This is a genomic window from Pseudarthrobacter woesei, from assembly GCF_055412745.1.
In genome coordinates this window covers 91,148-112,400 of sequence record NZ_JBVAYU010000008.1, presented here as the reverse complement: position 1 = coordinate 112,400, position 21,253 = coordinate 91,148, and the positions used below count along the sequence as shown (strand labels likewise).

18 protein-coding genes and 1 pseudogene are annotated in these 21,253 nt (G+C 67.7%); 7 read left to right on the top strand and 12 right to left on the bottom strand.

Annotated elements, in window-relative coordinates:
* Positions 1–178: 178 nt before the first annotated feature.
* Positions 179–1,252 (bottom strand): quinone-dependent dihydroorotate dehydrogenase, encoded by a 1,074-nt coding sequence (locus ACZYZE_RS12980; RefSeq protein ID WP_463908079.1) that lies wholly within the window; start codon positions 1,250–1,252, stop codon positions 179–181.
* Between the two features lie 169 nt (positions 1,253–1,421).
* On the opposite strand from ACZYZE_RS12980, the pseudogene ACZYZE_RS12975 reads away from it, so the two are divergent.
* The 3 genes and pseudogenes from ACZYZE_RS12975 to ACZYZE_RS12965 form a co-directional block, all read left to right on the top strand.
* A pseudogene (locus ACZYZE_RS12975) lies at positions 1,422–1,739 on the top strand (FAD-binding protein); the annotation flags it as partial.
* Positions 1,740–1,748: 9 nt separating this feature from the next.
* Entirely contained in the window at positions 1,749–2,738 is a 990-nt protein-coding gene (locus ACZYZE_RS12970) for an alpha/beta hydrolase (protein ID WP_459319033.1), read from the top strand.
* Complete coding sequence (locus ACZYZE_RS12965; RefSeq protein WP_463908078.1) at positions 2,735–3,874, top strand: alpha/beta hydrolase; 1,140 nt, start codon at positions 2,735–2,737, stop codon at positions 3,872–3,874. The genes ACZYZE_RS12970 and ACZYZE_RS12965 overlap by 4 nt, the downstream gene beginning before the upstream one ends.
* 64 nt (positions 3,875–3,938) lie before the next feature.
* Here ACZYZE_RS12965 and ACZYZE_RS12960 read toward each other — a convergent pair whose 3' ends face one another.
* The 3 genes from ACZYZE_RS12960 to leuA all read right to left on the bottom strand — a co-directional run bounded on the left by ACZYZE_RS12960 (position 3,939) and on the right by leuA (position 7,429).
* A complete protein-coding gene (locus ACZYZE_RS12960; RefSeq protein ID WP_459319031.1) occupies positions 3,939–4,775 on the bottom strand; it encodes an isoprenyl transferase in 837 nt (278 codons plus the stop codon).
* 2 nt (positions 4,776–4,777) lie between these two features.
* Positions 4,778–5,533, bottom strand: a complete 756-nt coding sequence (gene recO, locus ACZYZE_RS12955) for a DNA repair protein RecO (RefSeq protein WP_459319030.1) — start codon at positions 5,531–5,533, stop codon at positions 4,778–4,780.
* A 156-nt stretch (positions 5,534–5,689) separates the two neighbouring features.
* Positions 5,690–7,429, bottom strand: coding sequence for a 2-isopropylmalate synthase (leuA, locus tag ACZYZE_RS12950; protein WP_459319922.1), 1,740 nt, complete (start codon positions 7,427–7,429; stop codon positions 5,690–5,692).
* 251 nt (positions 7,430–7,680) lie between these two features.
* Between leuA and ACZYZE_RS12945 the strand changes: the two genes are divergently transcribed.
* Positions 7,681–9,633 carry a M13 family metallopeptidase gene (locus tag ACZYZE_RS12945; protein ID WP_463908077.1) on the top strand — a complete coding sequence of 651 codons (1,953 nt, stop codon included), beginning with the start codon at positions 7,681–7,683 and terminating at the stop codon, positions 9,631–9,633.
* Positions 9,634–9,706: 73 nt separating this feature from the next.
* Here the strand turns inward: ACZYZE_RS12945 and ACZYZE_RS12940 are convergent, their stop codons facing one another.
* The 5 genes from ACZYZE_RS12940 to ACZYZE_RS12920 all read right to left on the bottom strand — a co-directional run bounded on the left by ACZYZE_RS12940 (position 9,707) and on the right by ACZYZE_RS12920 (position 15,214).
* Entirely contained in the window at positions 9,707–11,263 is a 1,557-nt protein-coding gene (locus ACZYZE_RS12940) for an LCP family protein (protein WP_459319915.1), read from the bottom strand.
* A 121-nt stretch (positions 11,264–11,384) separates the two neighbouring features.
* The gene (era, locus tag ACZYZE_RS12935) at positions 11,385–12,344 is read right to left on the bottom strand and encodes a GTPase Era (RefSeq protein ID WP_463908076.1); all 960 of its coding nucleotides are present in this window, start codon (positions 12,342–12,344) and stop codon (positions 11,385–11,387) included.
* Positions 12,328–13,659, bottom strand: a complete 1,332-nt coding sequence (locus ACZYZE_RS12930; RefSeq protein WP_463908074.1) for a hemolysin family protein — start codon at positions 13,657–13,659, stop codon at positions 12,328–12,330. The genes era and ACZYZE_RS12930 overlap by 17 nt, the downstream gene beginning before the upstream one ends.
* Positions 13,656–14,129 (bottom strand): rRNA maturation RNase YbeY, encoded by a 474-nt coding sequence (gene ybeY, locus ACZYZE_RS12925; protein WP_463908072.1) that lies wholly within the window; start codon positions 14,127–14,129, stop codon positions 13,656–13,658. The genes ACZYZE_RS12930 and ybeY overlap by 4 nt, the downstream gene beginning before the upstream one ends.
* On the bottom strand, positions 14,129–15,214 hold the full coding sequence (locus ACZYZE_RS12920) for a PhoH family protein (protein WP_463908070.1): 1,086 nt from the start codon (positions 15,212–15,214) through the stop codon (positions 14,129–14,131). Before ACZYZE_RS12920 ends, ybeY begins: the two co-directional genes overlap by 1 nt.
* A gap of 451 nt (positions 15,215–15,665) precedes the next feature.
* Between ACZYZE_RS12920 and ACZYZE_RS12915 the strand changes: the two genes are divergently transcribed.
* Positions 15,666–16,574 carry a GerMN domain-containing protein gene (locus ACZYZE_RS12915; RefSeq protein WP_463908068.1) on the top strand — a complete coding sequence of 303 codons (909 nt, stop codon included), beginning with the start codon at positions 15,666–15,668 and terminating at the stop codon, positions 16,572–16,574.
* Between the two features lie 9 nt (positions 16,575–16,583).
* Here the strand turns inward: ACZYZE_RS12915 and ACZYZE_RS12910 are convergent, their stop codons facing one another.
* The 3 genes from ACZYZE_RS12910 to hrcA form a co-directional block, all read right to left on the bottom strand.
* Positions 16,584–17,372 (bottom strand): 16S rRNA (uracil(1498)-N(3))-methyltransferase, encoded by a 789-nt coding sequence (locus ACZYZE_RS12910; protein ID WP_463908066.1) that lies wholly within the window; start codon positions 17,370–17,372, stop codon positions 16,584–16,586.
* 2 nt (positions 17,373–17,374) lie between these two features.
* Complete coding sequence (gene dnaJ, locus ACZYZE_RS12905; RefSeq protein ID WP_459319908.1) at positions 17,375–18,502, bottom strand: molecular chaperone DnaJ; 1,128 nt, start codon at positions 18,500–18,502, stop codon at positions 17,375–17,377.
* A 61-nt stretch (positions 18,503–18,563) separates the two neighbouring features.
* Entirely contained in the window at positions 18,564–19,577 is a 1,014-nt protein-coding gene (hrcA, locus tag ACZYZE_RS12900; RefSeq protein WP_463908064.1) for a heat-inducible transcriptional repressor HrcA, read from the bottom strand.
* 239 nt (positions 19,578–19,816) lie between these two features.
* Between hrcA and ACZYZE_RS12895 the strand changes: the two genes are divergently transcribed.
* Complete coding sequence (locus ACZYZE_RS12895; RefSeq protein WP_463908062.1) at positions 19,817–20,668, top strand: DUF3097 domain-containing protein; 852 nt, start codon at positions 19,817–19,819, stop codon at positions 20,666–20,668.
* A 159-nt stretch (positions 20,669–20,827) separates the two neighbouring features.
* Positions 20,828–21,247 (top strand): DUF4870 domain-containing protein, encoded by a 420-nt coding sequence (locus ACZYZE_RS12890; protein WP_459319905.1) that lies wholly within the window; start codon positions 20,828–20,830, stop codon positions 21,245–21,247.
* Positions 21,248–21,253: the final 6 nt, after the last annotated feature.

Genomic DNA, 21,253 nt, shown 5'->3' with positions numbered 1-21,253 from the left:
GTCAGCAGCAAGTTGCCCCGGCAGTCCGACTGCCGGGGCTTCTTCATGTCCGGGCATGCCTCGCGATACGCAAATCGCCTCGCGACGCGCGAAATGCCTGTCGACAGGGGAATGCCGGCGTCGTCAGGCATTTTGCGCGTCGCAGGGAAAGCTGCGCGTCGCAGGAAGACAGACGCGCCTATCGCCGCGACGGGTGCTTCGCGAGCTGCCGGTTGATGTGGGCGGCCCAGAAGGGACCTTCGTAAAGGAAAGCCGTGTAACCCTGAACCAGGGTGGCGCCGGCCTCAAGCCGTTGCTGGACGTCCTGCGCGGTTTCGACGCCGCCGACCGCCACCAGGGTCAGTGCGCCGCCGGTTGCGGCCCGAAGGCGGGCCAGCACCTCCAGCGAACGCTGCTTCAGCGGCGCCCCGGAGAGTCCGCCGGCCCCGCAGGCCGCTACTTTGTCCGGGCCGGACGAAAGTCCTGTGCGGGCGATCGTCGTGTTGGTGGCGATGATGCCATCCAGCTTCAGGTCCAGCGCCAGGCGCGCGACGCCGTCGATGTCCTCGTCGCTGAGGTCCGGCGCAATCTTGACGAGCAGCGGCACGTGCCGGCCTGCGGCTTTGTCCGCCTCCTCCCCCACCGCGATGAGCAGCGGGCGCAGCGTCTCAACGTCCTGCAGCAGCCGGAGCCCGGGCGTGTTCGGGGAGCTGACGTTGACTACGAGGTAGTCGGCTGCGGGTGCCAGGCTCCGGGCGCTGACCCGGTAGTCGGCCACGGCGTCGTCAAGCTCCACCACCTTGCTCTTGCCGATGTTGACCCCGATGACCGGGCGGACGCCGGGATAGTGGCGCTGCAGGGCTGCCCGGGCGGATTTCAGCCGGGGCGCCACCGCGGCGGCGCCGTCGTTGTTGAAGCCCATCCGGTTGATGACTGCCCTGTCGTCGACCAGGCGGAAAAGCCTGGGGGCCGGGTTGCCGGGCTGGGCCTGGCCGGTGATGGTGCCAACTTCCACGTGGCCGAAGCCGAGGTCGGTGAGGGCCTCGATGCCGAGGCCCTCCTTGTCGAATCCGGCGGCCAGCCCGAACGGCGAGGGGAAGGTCAGGCCGAAGGCCTGGGTCCGCAGTGAGGCTGCCGGTGCCGTGAATTTCTGCAACAACCGCCCGGCGCCGCAGCTGTGGACGAGGCGAATGGCCCGGAACCCGATTTTGTGGGCGCGTTCGGCGTCCATCCATGAGAAGGCCAGCCGGAAGAATGTCGGATATACGCGCATGGTTCTAGTTTTGCGGTTCACGCGGTCCAGACCAAACCGGCACCCCGGCGGGCGCTAGCATAAAGCCATGACCAGCGACGCTGCATACCCGACCACGGGATCCCCGGGGGCGGGACAGACCCTGATCGAGGCGGATGTCATCGGTGGCGGCGCGGCGCTGGCCGGGCCGGTAGCAGCGGCCCGGGCCTACGCTTCCGGCCGGCGCGTGGCGCCGCCGCACCGGATGCCGGACCCCCGCCATCGCCCGCTTTTCGCCGTCCGGCTGTCCGTCCTGACGCGCAAGATCCTCGGCGGCCTCCCCACGGATCTGCAGTCCCGGGTTCTCGATGACTCCGGTGCGCCGGTGACCGGATTCTTTGCGGCCGGGGAAACGCCGGGCTTCGGCGGAGGCGGCACCCACGGCTGCCGTGCCATCGAAGGAACCTTCCCCGGCGGCTGCCTGTTCTCCGGCCGCGCGGCCGGCCAAGCCGCGGCGTCGGAAGTCTAGGAGACCGCGATGGAATGGGAACCCGACATCCTCGGGGACGACTTCGAAGCCTGCGCCTTCCAGGCCGCGGGCCCCGACGGCCTCGAGCGGACCGCCACCCTGGTGCGCCGTCTGCCGGGCACCGGGACCGGCAGGACGGGGCGGGTGCGGGCCGTGCTGTTCCTGCACGGCTGGAGCGACTACTTCTTCAACGAGGAACTCGCGGAATTCTGGGCCGGGCAGGGCTTCGAGTTCTTCGCCCTGGACATGCACAACCACGGACGGAGCCTGCGGCCGGGCACCCACGGCGGCTACGTGGCGGACCTGGACGACTACGACGCCGAGATCACCGCTGCCATCGGCATCATCCGCTCGCTCCACCCGGCCGCCGCCGCACCGCCGCCGGTAACACTGATGGGACATTCCACCGGCGGACTGATCGCCGCGCTGTGGGCCAGCCGGCATCCGGGCGTGGTGTCCCAACTGGTCCTCGACAGCCCCTGGCTTGAAATGCACGGCAGCCCGGCCGTCCGCCGCGCAGCCCGGACCATGGTGGAACCCCTCGCCCGTTTCCGGCCCGAATCCGTGATCCGCCTCCCGGAACGCTCCTTCTACTGGCGCAGCATCAGCAGCGCGGCCGAGGGCGAGTGGACCCTGGACGACAGCTACCGTCCGCCGCGCGCCTTTCCCGTCCGGGCCGGCTGGCTCAGTGCCGTGCTCACCGGGCAGGCCAGGGTGGCCCGCGGGCTCAATATCGACGTCCCGATCCTCGTCCTGATCTCCGGGGCCAGCGCCAACGGAATGTTCTGGAAGGAATCCATGCGGCGCACCGACGCGGTCCTGGACGTGAACACGATCGCCCTGCGGGCCCTGAGCCTGGGTCGCACCGTGACCCTGGAACGGATCGACGGCGCCCTGCACGACGTCTTCCTGTCCGCACCGCGGGTCCGCGCGGATGCCTACGCCCGGCTGGCCCGCTGGCTCCGGGCCTATGTACTGGACGACGGCGGGACCACATGACCGTTCCGCTGGCACGTCCCCGGTGGCAGGAGGACGTGCTGGGCAGCCGGTTCGAGTCCCTGGAGCTGCCGCTGCTTCCCGACGACGAGGGGCCCGTCGTCGCCACCCTCGTGCGGCATGTCGGGTCGGGCAGAGCGGACGCGGGAGCGGACGCGGGAGCGGAAGGGACGCCCCCGGCGTCGGGTCCCGGGGAAAGGGTCCTTTCGGCCCTGCGCCGGGTCTTCGGCGCGGACGGCCGGCCGTCACCGGCACCCGGCAACGGCCAGGACGCGTCTGGCAGTCGGGCGCCGGAGAAGGCAGTCCTGTACCTGCACGGCTGGGCTGACTACTTCCTGCAGGCCGAACTCGCCGACCACCTCGCTGCCAGCGGGTTCCACTTCTATGCCCTGGACCTGCGGAAGTTCGGGCGGAGCCTCCGCGGCTGGCAGACCCCCGGCTACATGACCGATCTGGCGGTCTATGACGAGGACATCGCCGCCGCACTGGCCGCCGTGGGAGCCGATATTGCCCTCCGCACCGGCCGCTCCGGCCCGCCGACCCTGCATCTGCTGGCGCACTCGCTCGGCGGCCTGGTGGCGGCCCTGTGGGCTGACCGGCACCCTGGCAGGCTGGGCACCCTGATCCTGAACGCACCGTGGCTGGAATTGCAGGGCAGCAGCCTGATCCGGAACATCGCCATGCATCTGGTGGAGCCGCTGGCGCGGACGGATCCCCGGCGGCCGTTGCTGCTGCCGGGCATGCCGGGCTACTGGGAGAGTATCAGCGATACGGCCCACGGTGAATGGGCCGTGAATCCGGCGTGGCGGCCGAGGGCGTCCTTCCCGATCAGGCCCGGCTGGACAAAGGCGGTGATGGCTGGCCACGCGGCCGTGGAACGGCGGCTCGACATCACGTCACCGGTGCTGGTGATGCTGTCCGGGCGCACCGGGATCCAGGCTGAATGGTCCGAGGAGATCACGGAGGTCGACGCCGTGATCGACGTCGAGGAGACGGCGCGCCGGGCGCTCGGGCTGGGCCGCCGCACAGCAGTCTTCCGTTACCCGGAGGCCCTCCACGACATCTTCCTGTCCCGCCGAGCGGTGCGCCGGGAGGCCTACGACGATCTCGTCCTCTGGCTGCGCCTGTTTCCCGGCTGACTTTGTGGGGCTGGCTGTTTGTGGCTCACCTTCCCGCCGTCCGGCATCCGGCCTGACGCCGGGCTCAGCCCCCCGGGGCGCCGGCGGGGGCCGCGGCGTCGACCGCCCCGCCGTAGCGGCGGTCCCGCCGGGCATAGATCTCGACGGCGTCCCACAGGGTGCGCCGGTCCACGTCGGGCCAGAGCGTATCCAGGAAGACGAATTCGGCATAGGCCGATTGCCAGAGCATGAAGTTGGAGAGCCGCTGTTCGCCGGAGCTGCGCAGGAACAGGTCGACGTCCGGGAGGTCGGGTTCGTCCAGGTACTTCTGGATGGTCTTCTCGGTGATGGCTCCGGGCTTGAGCCGCCCGGCCGCCACTTCCTCCGCGATGGCGGACACGGCATCGGCAATCTCGGCGCGTCCACCGTAGTTAACACACATGTTCAACGTGCAGGTGCTGTTGCCCCGGGTGAAGTCCTCGGCTTCCTCCAGCTCGCGGATCACCGAGCCCCAGAGCCTGGGGCGCCGCCCGGACCAGCGGATCCGGACGCCCCACTCATCCAGCTGGTTCCGCTGGCGGCGTAGCACATCTTTGTTAAATCCCATCAGGAAGCGGACTTCCTCAGGCGAGCGGCGCCAGTTCTCGGTGGAGAACGCGTAGACGCTGATGTGCTCGATGCCGAGTTCAATCGCACCGGCCACAACGTCCAGCAGGGCCGGCTCCCCTGCTTTGTGGCCTTCGATCCGCGGCAGGCCCCGCTGGTTGGCCCAGCGGCCGTTGCCGTCCATGACAATGGCGACGTGCCGCGGAATGAGCTCCGCCGGGATGGCCGGGGGGACGGCTCCGGAGGGGTGCGGGTAGGGCAACACCGGCGGGCCGCTCCGCTGCCGGACCGGATTCTTCTTCTTACCCAAGGCCACAGCTATGTACGCTCCACATGTTTGAGGGACTTCAGGACACGTTCCAGATGCCATTGCAGATAGTTGGACACCAGGCCGGCGGATTCGCGGCGGTGCACCGGGGCCGACGCGTCCGCCGTCGTCCAGTCCCCGGTCAGGAGGGCGCCGAGCAGCAGGACGGTTTCCGCGGCGGGGGCCGGCGAACCGGGCGGCCGGCACTCGGCGCACACCATGCCGCCGAGCGGTGCCGAGAACGCGTTGTGCGGCCCCGGGGCGCCGCAGCGCGCGCAGTCCGTGAAGCTTGGGGCCCAGCCGCCGGTGGAGAGGGCACGCAGCAGATAGGAATCGAGGATAAGTTCCGGGGTGTGGTCCCCGCGGCTCAACGAGGCCAGGGCGCCGACCAGCAGGTGGTACTGGGCGGTGCCGGATTCGCCGTCGACGTCCGTGAGTTTCTCTGCGGTCTCCGTCATGGCGGCAGCCACCGTGTAGCGGCCGTAGTCCGCGGCGATGTTGCTTCCGTACGCACCCTTGGCGACGGCCTGGGTGACGATATCCAGGCTGCGGCCGGAAATCAGCTGCAGATCGGCCACCATAAACGGCTCGAGCCGGGCTCCGAAGCGGCTGCTCGTGCGGCGGACACCCTTGGCCACGGCACGGACCTGGCCATGGTGTTTTGTGAGCAGCGTGATGATGCGGTCCGCCTCGCCCAGCTTGTGGGTGCGCAGCACGACGGCGTCATCGCGGTAGGCGCGGGCTGCAAAGGAGGATGGTTGTGCCACGGTTAATCTTCGCACTCAATTTCTGTAAGTACTGTCTTTCGGCCATCACTGTTCTATCCCAACCCACGGCACTGCCAACCCACGGCCAACGCACCGCGCCGCCGGACGGATCCGGCGGCGCGGAACGGTGTGCAGGACTAGGGCGTGCAGGACTAACTAGGCGCGCGCGTCCCGGATGGCACGGTTCACGGCCGAGATGACGGCCTTGAGCGAGGCCATGGACGTGTTGGCGTCGATCCCGACGCCCCACAGGACACGCTCGCCCACGGCCGCCTCGACGTAGGCGGCGGCAAGGGCACTGCCGCCTTCGGACAGCGCGTGTTCACTGTAGTCAAGGACGCGGACGTCGACGCCGTCTTCCCGCAGGATGCTCAGCAGGGCCGCGATCGGGCCGTTGCCGATGCCGGTGCGGCGGACCTGGGTGCCGTCAATCTTCAGGGCGGCCTGAAGTGTCATCACGCCGTCCTCGTCGGACTCGGTGCTCACCGCGCCGAGCGCGTAACGGCCCCACTGGTGGTCGGAGGAACCGGACGGCAGGTATTCGTCCTGGAAGACCTGCCAGAGCTGGGCGCCGCTGACCTCGCCGCCCACCATGTCGGTCTGCTTCTGGATGACACCGGAGAACTCGATCTGGGCGCGGCGCGGCAGGTCCAGGTTGTGCTCGTTCTTGAGCAGGTAGGCCACCCCGCCCTTGCCGGACTGCGAGTTCACCCGGATGACGGCCTCGTAGCTGCGGCCGAGGTCCTTCGGATCGACCGGGAGGTACGGGACCTGCCAGGTGTAGTCGGCGACGTCCTTGCCGGCGGCCGCGGCGTCCTTCTCTAAGGCTTCCAGGCCCTTCTTGATAGCGTCCTGGTGGGAGCCGGAGAAGGCGGTGAAGACGAGGTCGCCGCCGTAGGGTGAGCGCTCCGCCACGGGCAGCTGGTTGCAGTACTCCACGGTGCGGCGAATTTCGTCGATGTCGGAGAAGTCGATCATCGGGTCGATGCCCTGGACGAACATGTTCAGGCCCAGGGTGACCAGGTCCACGTTGCCGGTCCGCTCGCCGTTGCCGAAGAGGCAGCCTTCGATCCGGTCCGCGCCGGCCAGGTAACCCAGTTCGGCCGCGGCGACGCCGGTGCCACGGTCATTGTGGGGGTGCAGGGACAGGATGATACCTTCCCGCGGGTGCAGGTGGCGGCTCATCCACTCGATGGAGTCGGCATACACATTGGGGGTCGCCATTTCGACCGTGGCCGGCAGGTTGATGATCATCTGGCTGTCGGCGGAGGCCTCGAACACGTCGGCGACGGCGTTGCAGACCCGGACGGCGTACTCCAGCTCGGTCCCGGTGAAGGATTCCGGCGAGTATTCATAGGTGATGTGCGTGTCGGCGAGGGTTTCCTCGTACTTCTTGCACAGGCGTGCGCCCTGCAGTGCGATGTCCAGGATGCCGTCTTCGTCCTGGTTGAAGACGACCCGGCGCTGCAGGACCGACGTCGAGTTGTAGAGGTGGACGATTGCCTGCCTGGCACCGACCAGCGACTCGTAGGTCCGCTCGATCAGGTGCTCGCGGGCCTGGGTCAGCACCTGGATGGTGACGTCGTCCGGGATGTGGTTGCCTTCGATCAGTTGCCGGACGAAGTCGAAGTCGGTTTGCGATGCGGAAGGGAAGCCGACCTCAATTTCCTTGTATCCCATGCGGACCAGCAGGTCGAACATCTTCATCTTGCGGGCCGGACTCATCGGGTCGATCAGGGCCTGGTTGCCGTCACGCAGGTCCACGGCGCACCAGCGCGGCGCCTTGGTGATGAGCTTGTCCGGCCAGGTGCGGTCCGGGAGTTCCACCGTGATCAGGTCCTGGAAGGGAGCGTAACGGTGGACGGGCATTCCTGAGGGCTTCTGTGCGTTTCGCATTACAATCGGGGCCTTTTCTATCGTTCCTGGTGAAAGGGTGGCCGGGCAACACAAACTCCGCAGCGAGGGTGGGCCTTGCGCTAGATCGCGTCTGAGGCCTCGCCGCGGCAGCTAAGGAGAAGCAGTTCTGCGCGCACCATTTCACACTAACACGGGTGCGTAAGATGAAGGAGCCAGACCTCGTAACGTCCATCGTGCAGCCCCGTAACAGTGCCCTCAGCGCTGCCGGGCTGCCTCGCAAAGGAGCATCCGTGCCGCTTTCGGGAATCGCCCTGTCCAATATCGACGCCGGTGTGCGGCCGCAGGACGACCTGTACCAGCACGTCAACGGCACCTGGCTCAAGAACACCGAGATTCCGGATGACCGGCCGCTGGAGGGGACGTTCACCGCGCTGCGGGACGGCTCCGAGCTGGCGGTGAAGGAAATCATCGAGGACGCGGCCGGCCGCGGTACGGAATCCACCGGGATCGAACAGAAAATCGGGGACCTCTACACCAGCTTCATGGACGAGGCCGCGGTCGAGGGCAAGGGACTGGACCCGGTCCGGGAGCGGCTCGCCGATGTGTTCGCCACCCGGTCGGTTGCCGGGCTCGTGGCCCTGGCCGGCAAGCTGTTCCGCGCCGATGTCGCCGGGCTCTTCTATATCTATCCCGCCCCCGACGCCGGAAACCCGGACAGGGTCCTGCTGTACACGGGCCAGGGCGGCCTCGGCCTGCCGGATGAGTCCTACTACCGCGAAGAAAAGTTCGCTCCAATGGTCCGGGCCTACCGCGCACATGTGCGGACGGTCCTCGACCTCGCCGGTGTCGCCGATCCGGAGGGCGCGGCCGGCCGCGTCGTGGCGCTGGAAACCGCCCTGGCCTCACACCACTGGGACAACGTCACACTGCGCAATCCGCAGAAAACCTACAACCTGAAGTCCGCCGACGAAGCCATGCAGCTCTTCCCGCTCCTCACGACCTGGTTCGACGCCGCCGCCATCGCGCCGGAGAAACGCACCGAACTCGTGGTGAGCACCCCCGATTTCTTCGCCGGAGCCGCATCCCTGCTGGACACGGAGCCCCTGGCCGTCTGGCAGGAATGGCTCGCCCTGCGGGTCGTCAGCGCCGCCGCGCCGTACCTGCCGGCCGCGTTCGTGGACGCGAACTTCGCCTTCTACGGCACCACGCTGAGCGGCACCCCGCGCAATAAGGACCGATGGAAACGCGGCGTCGCCGTCGTCGAGGCCGCCCTCGGCGAGGCTGTCGGCCAGATCTACGTCGCCCGGCACTTCCCCGAGGCCCACAAGGCCCGCATGCAGTCGCTCGTCACGAACCTGATCGAGGCCTACCGCGAATCCATCACCGGCCTCGACTGGATGGGCGAGGAAACGAAGATCGAGGCGCTCAAGAAGCTCGGCTCCTTCCGGGCCAAAATCGGCTACCCGGACAAGTGGATCGACTATTCAGCCGTCGAAATCGACCCGTCCGATCTGCTGGGGAACGTGGAGCGCGCGCACAGCGCCGACGTCGACCGCCACCTGGCTGAGGTGGGCAAGCCCGTTGACCGGGAGAAGTGGCTAATGACGCCGCAGACTGTCAACGCCTACTACCACCCGCTCCTGAACGAGATCGTGTTCCCGGCGGCCATCCTGCAGCCTCCGTTCTTCACCGCCGACGCCGACGACGCCGTCAACTACGGCGGCATCGGAGCCGTGATCGGCCACGAAATCGGCCACGGCTTCGACGACCAGGGGTCCCAGTATGACGGCAGCGGCCTGCTCCGCGACTGGTGGACCGGGGATGACCGGACCGCGTTCGAGGCGCTGACCTCCAGGTTGGTGGCGCAGTTTGAGGCGCTCTCCCCCACCGCTGCCCCCGGCCACACCGTCAACGGGAAGCTGACCCTCGGCGAAAACATCGGCGACCTCGGCGGCCTGACCATTGCCTACAAGGCCTACCTGATCAGCCTCGACGGCCAGGAGCCGCCGGTACTGGACGGCCTGACCGGTTTCCGGCGCTTCTTCGCATCGTGGGCCGCGGGCTGGCGGCAGGTAGTGCGCACAGAGGAAGCGATCCGCCGGCTGGCCACGGACCCGCACTCGCCCAACGAATTCCGTACCAACCAGATCGCCAGGAACCTTGACGCGTTCCACGCGGCATTCGGCACCACCGAGCAGGACGGCATGTGGATGCCGGCCGCGGAGCGTGTCAGCATCTGGTAAGCGGCACAAGCGGCACCCGAAGAAGGCCGGCCGCCGGAGCATTTCCGGTGGCCGGCCTCGGCCTCAAGGACGCCTAGCGGGTGATGAGCGCCGGGTTGGCCGGCTGGCAGACGGTGTCCCCGGCGGTCTGGTTGACGATGTCCGAGGGCAGGGCCACCTGGCCGCCCCCGCCGGGGGTGCCGCCCGTGAGGTCGCTGCCCAGATAGACCTGGACTCCGACGACGCCTGCGGCCGGAAGGACCTGCGTGGCAGGGATCCCGAGCAGCGCGGCCACGTCGGCGGCCACATCGGCGAAGTCTGCGCCGTAGTACACGGCCGTGGCCGCCACGGGCTTGGCCGTCAGCTGGCCGGTCTTGGTGAAGCCCCCGGCGGTGAGGGCCTTGATGATCTCCTGGGACCGGGCGGGAACCCCGGAACCGTTGGCCACCGCGACCGGCTGCAGCGACTTGTCGTAGGCCGATGCAGCGGGCGTGGCGCTCGGCTCCGCGCTGGCGGAGGCACTCGGTGCCGCCGTCGGGTCCGTCAGGTCCACGTCCTTGCGCATCGCGGCGAAAAGCTGCGACGCGGCGGGTTCGGCAAGCTGCAGCCGGTTGGTGTCGCTGACGGCCGGCTCGGCGGGAACGGCAACAAACGCCACCTTGCCGACGTCGATGTTTTTCAGCCGGTTCGCGACCGTCAGCAGCGTCGGGACGGAGGCCATGCCGTCATCGATCGTGAGGTTTTTGGTGATGACGTCGGCGATCTGGAGCATCTTGCCGGGGTTGCCGAGCGTCCCGTCGTCCTTGATCTTGCGGACCAGCGAGGACAGGAACCCCTGCTGGCCCTTGATCCGGCCGAGGTCGCCGCCGTCGGCAAAGGCGTGGCGGGTGCGCAGGAACGCCAGGGCCTGTTCGCCCTCCACCTTGGAGGTACCCTTCGGCAGGCGCAGACCGGAGTCCGGATCGTAGACGGCATCGCTGATGCAGACGTCCACGCCGCCGACGGCGTTGGACAGTTCCTTCACCGAGTTGAAGTCCGCCATCATGAAGTGGTCGATTTCCAGGCCCGTGAGCTTGTTGACGGTGTCAACGGCGCAGCCGATGCCGGCCTCGGACATCGCCGCGTTGATCATGACCTTCTTCTGCGCCTGGAAATCCCGCTTCGATTCCGGGTCGGTGCACTTCGGGATATCCACGAGCAGGTCGCGGGGGAAACTGATGACGTTGACGCGCTTATTGTCGGCCGAAATGTCCATCAGCATCATAACGTCCGAATGCCCGTAGCCGGTGGATTCGTTGGCGCTGCCGTACTGGGAGTTTTTGCCGTCACGGGTGTCCGAACCGAGAATCAGGATCTGCATCCGGTCCGTCGCGTCGTTGACGGCGGCTTCGGTCTTATTGTTGCCTGCGCTCAGCGACGCCTTCGTGATGTTTCCCTGCAACCGGATGGCCCAGTAGGCGCCGAGGGCAAGGACACCCACGAGCAGGACGGAAACGACCGCCGCCCCGATCTTCAGCCAGCCGGGCATCCCGCGGTGGGCGCCGAGGTGCCGGGCGGGTCCGACGGCGGGATCTTCCGTGTGCCGGGCAGCGGCGGCCGGCCGAACCGGCGGGGCGGTTCCGTCTGCACGGTTGTCACGGGGTCGAGCCACGGCTAAAGCCTTCCTTCATGAATGGGAATCTCTCTACTTTAGTGTTTCAAGCTGTGAATTTACCGGTGGGCCCCTCCACCGGAGCGGCGCGGGCCGCCATAACACCAGTCAGGCCCGTTGCTTAGAAGCCGAGCTTCACGAGCTGCTTCGGGTCGCGCTGCCAGTCCTTCGCGACCTTCACGTGCAGGTCAAGGTAGATGCGTGCGCCAAGCAGCGCCTCGATCCCCTTCCGCGCGTTGGTGCCGACTTCACGGAGTCTCGCCCCGCCCTTGCCAATGATGATGGCCTTCTGCGAAGGACGTTCCACGTAGAGATTGACCCGGACGTCCAGGAATGGGCTGTCTTCGGGGCGGCCTTCACGGGGAACAATCTCATCGACCACAACCGCCAGGGAATGCGGCAGCTCGTCGCGGACGCCCTCGAGGGCGGCTTCGCGGATGAGTTCAGCAATCATCACGGCTTCCGGTTCGTCCGTCAGGTGCCCGTCCGGGTACAGCGGCGGGGACGGCGGCATGTGGCTGATGAGCACATCGGCCAGGGTTTCGACCTGGAAGCCGTCGGTGGCGGAGACGGGGACGATGTCCTTCCAGCCATCCTCGCCCAACACGGAGCGGCCCAGGGCGGCGACGGCGAGCAGCTGCTCAGTGAGGGCCTGGCGGTCCACGAGGTCGGCCTTGGTCACGATCGCGATCACCGGCTTGTTGCCGACGGCGGCGAGCTGGGCGGCGATGAACTTATCTCCCGGGCCGATCTTCTCGTTGGCCGGCAGGCAAAAGCCGATCGCGTCAACCTCGGCGAGGGTGTCCGCAACGAGCTGGTTAAGGCGCTTGCCCAGCAGGGTGCGCGGGCGGTGCAGGCCCGGGGTGTCCACCAGGATCAGCTGGGCATCCTCGCGGTGGACAATGCCGCGGATCGTGTGGCGTGTGGTCTGGGGCTTCGCCGAGGTGATGGCGACCTTCTGGCCGACCAGGGCGTTGGTGAGGGTGGACTTGCCCGCGTTGGGCCGCCCGACCAGCACCGAGAACCCGGCACGGTAGCCGCCGTGGGCTGCTTCGCCGTCGGACTTATTCTGCTTGCTCACGTGGAACTCCCTGTTGGATTTGTGCGGCCTCGTCGAGAAGCTCGTTAAGGTCAGTTTCTTCTTTTGCTGCGGCGGCCGCAATGATGTGGCTGACGCGGTTCCGCCTGCCCTCGAGCCTGTCGGCCCGGAGCGAGAGTCCGTGGACCGCGACGGTGCTGCCAACGATCGGCACCCGCCCGAGCGCCTTGGCGAGCAGGCCGCCCACAGTGTCCACTTCGTCGTCGTCGAGCTCCAGATCGAAGAGTTCGCCGAGATCGTCGATGCTCATCCGCGCGCTGACCCGGTAGCTTCCGTCACCGAGCTCCACCGCCTCGGCGCTTTCTGTGTCGTACTCGTCCACGATCTCGCCGACGATCTCCTCGATAAGATCCTCGAGGGTGACCAGTCCGGCGGTGCCGCCGTATTCGTCGATGACAATCGCGACGTGGGTCGATTCCTTCTGCAGTTCCCGCAGCAGCTCACTCACCGGCTTGGAGTCCGGCACGTAGCGGACCTCGCGGGAGAGTTCGTCGACGAGCGGGGGTTCCTCGCCGGGGCCGAGGTTGTGGATCACGGCGGCCACATCCTTGAGGTACACGATCCCGAGGATCTGGTCCGTGTTCTCACCGATCACGGGGATCCGGGAATAGCCGGAGCGCAGGAACAGCGACATGGCCCGGTGCAGGGTGGAGCCGGAGTCGATGCAGAGGATATCGGTCCGCGGAACCATCACGGAGCGGACCAGGGTGTCGCCGAAATCAAAGACCGACTGGATCAGCTCGGCTTCGTTGTCTTCGATGACGTCGGATTCGGAGGCGCGGTCCACGAGCTCACGGAATTCCTCTTCGCTGAAGAACGCCTCGTTATCGGCAGGCGCACCCGGGGCCACGGCGCTGCCGAGGGTGACGAGCCAGCCGGGGATGGGGCCCAGCACCCCGCAGAGCCCGCGGATCAGCGGTGCGGTGAACCGGACCAGGCCCGCGGAGTGGACGCGGCCGAGCTGCCGCGGGGAGACGCCGACGATCACGAAGCCGACGAGGGCCATGATTCCGGTCGCCGCCAGCCCGGCGAGCCAGACGTTGTCCAGCAGGCTGTGCAGCACCACGGTCACGGCGACCGCAGAGGCCATTTCGAACCAGACCCGCCAGAACCGGAGGGCCCGCATATGGGCCACGGGTTGCGCCATGATCCGTTTGAGCGCGGTGCCGCGGCTCTGCAGGATCGCCTGCTCGGCGTCGTGCCGCGGCAGGTAGCTGAAGGCGGACTCGGCCGCGGTCAGCAGGAAGGCAAAGCTGAGGAACACCAGCGCCATGCCGGCAAGGATCAGTGGGGTCACTGAATCGTCTCGGACGGGGCGTCTTTGCCGGTGAAGGCGGAGAGCAGTTCGCGCTGAAGCCCGAACATTTCCTCCTTCTCCTCGGGCTCGGCGTGGTCAAAGCCGAGCAGGTGCAGGATGCCGTGCGTCGTGAGCAGCAGCATCTCGTCCTGGGTGGAGTGGCCCGCATCTTTCGCCTGGACCTCTGCCACCTGCGGACAGATGGCGATATCGCCGAGCATGCCCTGCGGCGTCGGCTTGTCCGGCGTGCCGGGGGTCAGTTCGTCCATCGGTACCGACAGCACGTCGGTGGAGCCGGGCTCGTCCATCAGTTCAATGTGGAGCTTTTCCATGGCCGGCTCGTCCACCAGCAGGATGGACAGCTCGGCCTGGGGGTGGATGAAAAGTCGTTCAAAGACGAAGCGGGACAGCTGCACCAGTTCGGCCTCGTCCACGCTGACGCCGGATTCGTTGTTGATCTCGATGCTCATCAGTGTTCCCCGCTCTTCTCACGGGTCACGGAGTGCTTGACCCGGTTTCTCTGGATCTCGTCCCAGACCCCGTAGGCGTTCACGATGTCGCCGACGAGGCGGTGACGGACGACGTCGGACGCGTCCAGGATCGTGAAGTTGACGTCCTCGATGCCCTGCAGGATTTCCTCGACGATCCGGAGCCCGGAGCGCGTCCCGAACGGCAGATCCACCTGGGTGACGTCACCGGTGACCACCATTTTAGAGCCGAAGCCCAGCCGGGTCAGGAACATCTTCATCTGCTCCGGCGTGGTGTTCTGCGCCTCGTCGAGGATGATGAAGGCGTCGTTGAGCGTGCGTCCGCGCATGTAGGCGAGCGGGGCGACCTCGATGGTGCCGGCTGCGATCAGCCGCGGAATGGACTCGGGATCCATCATTTCGTGCAGCGCGTCGTAGAGGGGCCGCAGGTAGGGGTCGATCTTGTCGCTCAGCGTGCCGGGCAGGAACCCGAGCCGCTCCCCCGCCTCGACGGCGGGACGGGTCAGGATGATCCGGCTGACTTCCTTCTGCTGCAGTGCCTGGACGGCCTTGGCCATGGCCAGGTACGTCTTGCCGGTGCCGGCCGGGCCGATCCCGAAGATCACCGTATTGGCGTCGATCGCGTCCACATAGTTCTTCTGGTTCAGCGTCTTCGGGCGGATCGTCTTGCCTCGGCTCGAGAGAATGTTGTGGGTGAGCACGTCGACGGGGTTCTGCAGGGTCTGGCTTCGCAGCAGCGAGACCAGCTGCTTAAGCACGGCGGGGGTCACAACGGTGCCCCTGGCGACGAGCCCGCGCACCTCATTGAGCAGCCGCATGATCCGCGGTACGTCCGCCGACGGCCCGCTGATCGAGAGCTCATTCCCGCGGACATGGAAGTCAACGGCGGGGAACTGGGTCTCGATGAAACGGAGGGCTTCGTCGTGGCTGCCGAGGGACTGGACCATCTGGTCGGAGTTGTCGAACAGGACCACCTCGGTCCGCAGCCCTGGAAGGGAGTGGGGAAATTCTCCTGCGGGGCGCCCTCCGGCGCTGATCCGGGCCTTGCCGTTCGCTGCTTCAGTCATGGTGTTGGCCCGCGGGCCTCTGGTCCCCTCCGGCTCGGAAATGGTCTCTCCCCCTGATCCGGCCCGACGGCGGTGCTCGCCTTCTGGTTCCGGTCTCAGCGGGTCCTTCCATCTTACGCCAGCGCGGCGCGCCGCACGCCGGCGCAGCGGGCGGTGCCGCTGCGCATGCCAGCCGCCGCCGGGCTCCACTGGCTGCCGCCGGCAGACCCCTGTTCCCGGATTTTGGTATCAACTTCGTATCGGCCTCATATCGTTCCCGTTGCAGTTCCACCGCCCGGCCCCAAACCACGGCGCCGCGCCCTGGCGCTGTGCCATGCTGGAAATCGGCCGCCGGCAGGGCGGACGAGCCGCGGCACAGCGGTCTGGCCGGGTCGGCAAGCAGGAGCGGCAAGCAGGAAAGGAACGGGCAATCAGGCAGCGTGGAGTTGAACAAGCAGCAGCAGGCAGGCGGATGCGTTCCCGCGTGCTGTTGCTGGTGCTGCCCGCAGCGCTTGTCCTGTCCGGTTGCATAGCCACTCCCCAGCCCGGCATCAGCAACTCCACCACGCCCTCGGTCCTGAACGGCGCGGCCTCTCCCGGCGCCCCGACCACCAGCGCGCCGCTGGAAACCACCCAGGCCTCCAACAAGGCCCCGGTGTACTGGATCGGCCGCAGCAACGAGAACATGTTCCTGTACCGCGAGTTCCGCGATGTTCCTGAGCAGGACAACCCCGTCACGCGGGCCCTGCGGGTCATGATGTCCCAGAAGCCGCTTGATCCTGACTTCTTCACCCCGTGGCAGAACCCGAAGAAACTGGCCAGCTCCATATCCGGGAAAAACGTGATCACGGTGGATGTCTCGACTGATGCCTTTAACTCCAACGTCGACGCGGCGATGGCCGAGCGGGCCATCCAGCAGCTCGTCTACACCGCGACGGCGGCCGGCGCCAGCGCGGGCCTGATCGACTCCGGCCAGCAGGTCCAGGTCGTCGTGCTCGTGGACGGGCACACCGACTACGTCGCTTTCAACCAGGTCCGGCTCGGCGCGCCGACGTCGCGCAGCGCAGGCCTGGTCGCCCCGGTGTGGATCATTGATCCCCAGGAGGGTACTTCGGTGGCGGACGGCGCCATCAAGGTCTCCGGCCGGAGCACCGTCCCGGGCGGCAAACTCCGCTGGGAAATCCTGCGCATCGACGGAAGCGTCAAGACCACGTACCTGAACGGCACCACGGCCGCCTCCGCGGAGGCCGGCCAGTCCGGCGCCTTCAGCCTGTCGGTGAATCTGGGCCCCGGAAACTACGAGGTCAGGGTTGCCCAGCTTGAGGACGGCAACCCCTCCGAGGACCGGTTCGTCGACACCCGCGGGTTCAGCGTCAAATAGCGTCTGCTGCTACCAGCGGTCCAGGATATCGCTCGCGAGCACGGTCGCCGCGGGACCGGCGGTGGAGGAGCGCAGCACGTGGTGCCCCAGCAGGGCGGTGACCGCGCCGGCAGCGCATAACCGTGTCACTTCCCGCGGGCTGATGCCGCCTTCCGGCCCCACAATCAGCAGCACCTCGAAGGCACCGTTCAGGTCTTCACCCAAGGGCCGGTCGTTGACGCCCTCCTGCCACGTCTCCAGCACCAGCCGCAGGGGACGCACCGCGTCCTCGTGCAGGATGACGGCGAGGTCCGCGGCCGCCACAGCCGCCTGCAGACCGGCGCCGTCGACGAGGGGGCGGACTTCCGGAATCCAGGCACGGCGCGCCTGCTTCGCGGCCGCCGTGACTACGGACTGCCACTTGGCGTGCGCCTTTGCCGCCCGCTCGGCTTTCCAGCGCACGATCGAGCGCTCGGCCTGCCACGGGATCACGGCGTCGATTCCCAGCTCGGTGGCGGTCTCGGCCGCGAGCTCGTCCCGGTCGCCCTTGGCGAGGGCCTGCACAAGGACCAGCCGGATGTCGGGCCGGGACTCGACCGCGAGTTCGGTGCATTCCACCGTCAGCTCACCGGGGGCGACGGCCGTGACCGTCCCCGTCAGGCGCCTGCCGGCGCCGTCGGCAATGTCTACCGTTTCCTCCACCGCGAGCCGCCGGACCGTGACCGCATGGCGGGCCTCGGCGCCGTCGAGGACGAAGGCGGAACCGGGGACCTGCCGGTCAAGGGTTCCCGGGGCAGTGAAGAAGACCGGGTTGCTCACCGCTACAGGTTACCGAGCCGGTCCCGGAGTTTGGCGAAGACGCCGCCGCCGGCGGCGAGCTTGCCTTCCGAGAACTGCTCGCCCCGGAGCTTGGCGAGCTGCCGGAGGAGGTCCTCCTGGGCGGCGTCGAGCCTGGCGGGGGTGTCAACCTGCAGGTGGACCTTGAGGTCCCCGCGGCCGTAGCCGCGCAGGTGGGTGACGCCGAGGCCGCGCAGGGTGATGACCTCGCCGGACTGGGTGCCGGCCTTGACATCGATCTCCTGCTGGCCGTCAAAAGTGTCCAGCCTGAGCTCGGTGCCGAGAGCGGCAGCCGTCATGGGAATGCTGAGGCTCGCGTGCAGGTCGTCGCCGTCGCGGACGTAGGTGGCGTCGTTGTTGACGCGGATCTCCACGTAGAGGTCGCCGGAGGGCCCGCCGGCTGGCCCGGCCTCGCCCTGTGCGGACAGCTGGATGCGGGTGCCGGTGGCAACGCCGGCGGGGACCTTGACCGTGAGGGAACGGCGGCTGCGGATGCGGCCCTGCCCGTTGCACTCGTTGCAGGGATCCTTGATGACGGTGCCGAAGCCTCCACAGCTGCCGCAGGGGGCCGCGGTCATGACCTGGCCGAGGATGGAGCGCACGGCGCGCTGGACCTGGCCGCTGCCGCCGCAGATGTCGCAGCGCTCCGGGTGGCTGCCTTCGCGGCAGCAGGAGCCTTCACAGGTGGGGCAGGTGACGGCCGTGTCGACTTCAAGCTTCCTGTTGACGCCGAACACCGCGTCGCGGAGCTCGATCCGGACGCTGATCAGGGCGTCCTGGCCGCGGCGGATCCGGGACGCCGGGCCGGCCTGGCCGCCGGCACCGAAGAAGGTGTCGAAGATGTCCTGGAAAGCGAACCCCTGGCCCGAGTAGCTGCCGCCGCCGAAGCCGTTGTCGGTGCCGTTCTCGTTGCCCGTGGTGTCATAGATCCGGCGTTTCTGCGGATCGGAGAGCACCTCGTAGGCATGGGTGACTGCCTTGAAACGGTCCGAGGCGTCCTCCCCCGGGTTCACATCCGGGTGGAGGTTCCGTGCCAGCTTGCGGTAAGCCTTCTTGATCTCTTCCCCCGTTGCTTCGCGGGAGACTCCAAGAACGTCGTAATGGCTGCTCAAAGTTCGTATCTCTTCCTGGTTGTACTTACCTGTTAGGGGCAAGAAGTCTGGTATCGGCCCGTCAGGGACCGAGAATCCTTGAAAGGTAGCGGGCCACCGCGCGGACGGCGGCCATGGTGGTGGGATAGTCCATCCGGGTGGGGCCCAGCACACCGACCTTGGCGGTGGCATCAGGGCCGTAGCCCGTCGCGACCACCGATGCCTCCGCGAGACCGACATACGGGTTCTCCCGGCCGATGCTCACTGTCACGCCGCGCGGGTCCTCCGCCATATCGCTGAGCAGGCGGAGCATGACAACCTGCTCCTCGAGGGCCTCCAGCACGGGACCGATGCTCAGTGGGAAGTCCACGTTGGACCTGGCCAGATTGGCCGTCCCGGCCATGACCATACGCTCTTCGCGGCTGCTGACGGCCAGGGCTTCCAGCCCGCGGGCCAGCGCCCGGGCCGCGCTGCGCCGTACGGGCGGGCAACCGGCGATGACGGAGTCCAGCGACTGCGGGAGCAGGTTCAACGGGGTACCGGAGAGGCTGCCCAGGAACCGGGTCCGCAGCTCCGCGAGGGCCTCGTCCGGAAGGTCCTGCCCGACGTCGATCACGCGCTGCTCCACCTTTCCGGTGTCAGCGATCAGGACCGCCAGCACCTTCCGTGGGGCGAGCAGGACGAATTCGATGTGCCGGATCCTGGCCCGGCTGAGGTGCGGGTACTGCACGACGGCGACCTGGTTGGTCAGCTGGGCGAGGAGCCGCACGGTCCGGTCCAGGACGTCGTCGAGGTCCTCGGATCCTTCCAGCAGCGCCTGGATGGCCCGACGTTCGGCCGGGGAGAGCGGCTTGACGGCCGAAATCTGGTCCACGAAGAGCCGGTAGCCCTTGTCCGTGGGGATCCGTCCTGCGCTCGTGTGCGGGGCCGTGATGAGGCCCTCGTCCTCCAGTGCCGCCATGTCGTTGCGGATGGTGGCGCTGGACACACCCAGGTGGTGCCTTTCCACGAGCGCCTTGGATCCGACGGGTTCACGCGAATGGACGTAGTCCTCGACGATGGCGCGCAGCACTTCGAGTTTGCGCGGTTCACTCACACTGCACCTCCATTCGACGGTCCTGCGTTCACTGCCAGCCGGGGCAACCGGCCGGCACTCCGTACTCCGGGCCGGCCCGGGCCGGCCCGGGGTTAGCACTCGACATGCCTTAGTGCTAACCAGTCTAATATGAGTCGCCGCGTTGTTAGCATTGGATTCGCTCCTGGCGTTGTTCCCGGGGCTCGTGTTTTCGGGCACAGTCCGCCGTATCATTCCGAGCGCAAGGCAGTGTGTAGCAGATGTCGTACCAGAACTGGGGCCCCCAGGACCTGTCCGCCCCCGCCAAAACGGAACTGCCCGAGGTGCCGGTGGAGCGCGGCATGGTACTCGAGGACGTGCAGTCCGGCTGGGTCGGCGCCGTCACGCGCATGGAGAAGTCCGGCGGAATGTTTGTTGTGGCGCTTGAGGACCGGCGGGGCAGGTCACGGTCCTTCCGGCTCGGCTTCGGATTCCTGCTGGAAGGCCAACCGATCCGGCTGATGCCGCCGGTGCCGCGGCCCGCCGAGGCACCGGCGGGGGGCGCGCGCACGGCGTCCGGTTCGGTCCGGGTGGCGGGCCAGCGGGCCCAGGTCGCCAAGGCCAGCCGTATCTGGGTGGAAGGCAAGCATGACGCCGAACTCGTCGAAAAGGTCTGGGGCGACGATCTCCGGGTGGAGGGCATCGTCGTCGAGCCGCTGCACGGAATTGACGACCTCGCGGGCGCCGTGGCGGCCTTCCGGCCTGGCCCGGGCCGCCGTCTCGGGGTGCTCGTGGACCACCTCGTGCCTGATTCCAAGGAATCACGGATTGCCGGTGCCGTCATGGCCTCGCCCGGGGCAAAGGGCAATGTCCTGATCGTCGGCCACCCCTATGTGGACGTCTGGCAGGCTATCCGGCCCGCCGTCCTGGGCATCGGGCAGTGGCCCGTGATCCCGCGCGGCGTTGACTGGAAGACCGGCATCCTGAGGGCGTTCGGCTGGCCGCACAGCACCCCGGAGGATATCGGCCTGGGCTGGCAGAAGCTCCTCGGCGCTGTCCGCAGCTACGCCGATCTGGAGCCGTCCCTGCTGGGCCGGGTCGAAGAGGTCATCGACTTCCTCACCGTGCCCTGATGTTTCTGCACCCGCGATCACTGCCGGGCATCACCGTCCGCGGGCCCTGATCTTCGTTTAGCCGTCCGAGCAAGTATTCTTGGAACGGCGGCTGCGCTTCCGGCGCGGCCCTCGCACTTCCAGGCTCCAAGGCATCACCGCAATCCGAAGGAAAAAACCGTGGCAGATAACGCACGCGAACAGCCGGGCAACCAGGCCGGCCATGGCCAACCCCCGTACCAAGGCGTTGCCGCAAATGCGCTGCCGCTGACGGCAAACGAGGACCGGCAGTGGGCCACCCTGGCGCACTTTGGCGGCATCTTAGGGTGCGTTCCGTCGTTGCTGGTCTACCTGATTTTCAAGGACCGCGGCCCGTTCACGGCACAGGAGTCCAAGGAAGCCCTCAACTTCACGCTGCCCCCCACGATTGCTGCCGTGCTGTGCAACCTGCTGGTTTTTGTCCCGGTGGTGGGCAACATCTTCGCCGTCCTGGCCACGGTCATCTGGATTGCCGTGACGTGCTTCTCGGTCGCGGCCGGCATCCACGTCAACCGCGGCCAGCCGCACCGCTACGAATTCAACCTGCGCTGGATCAAGTAGGGCATC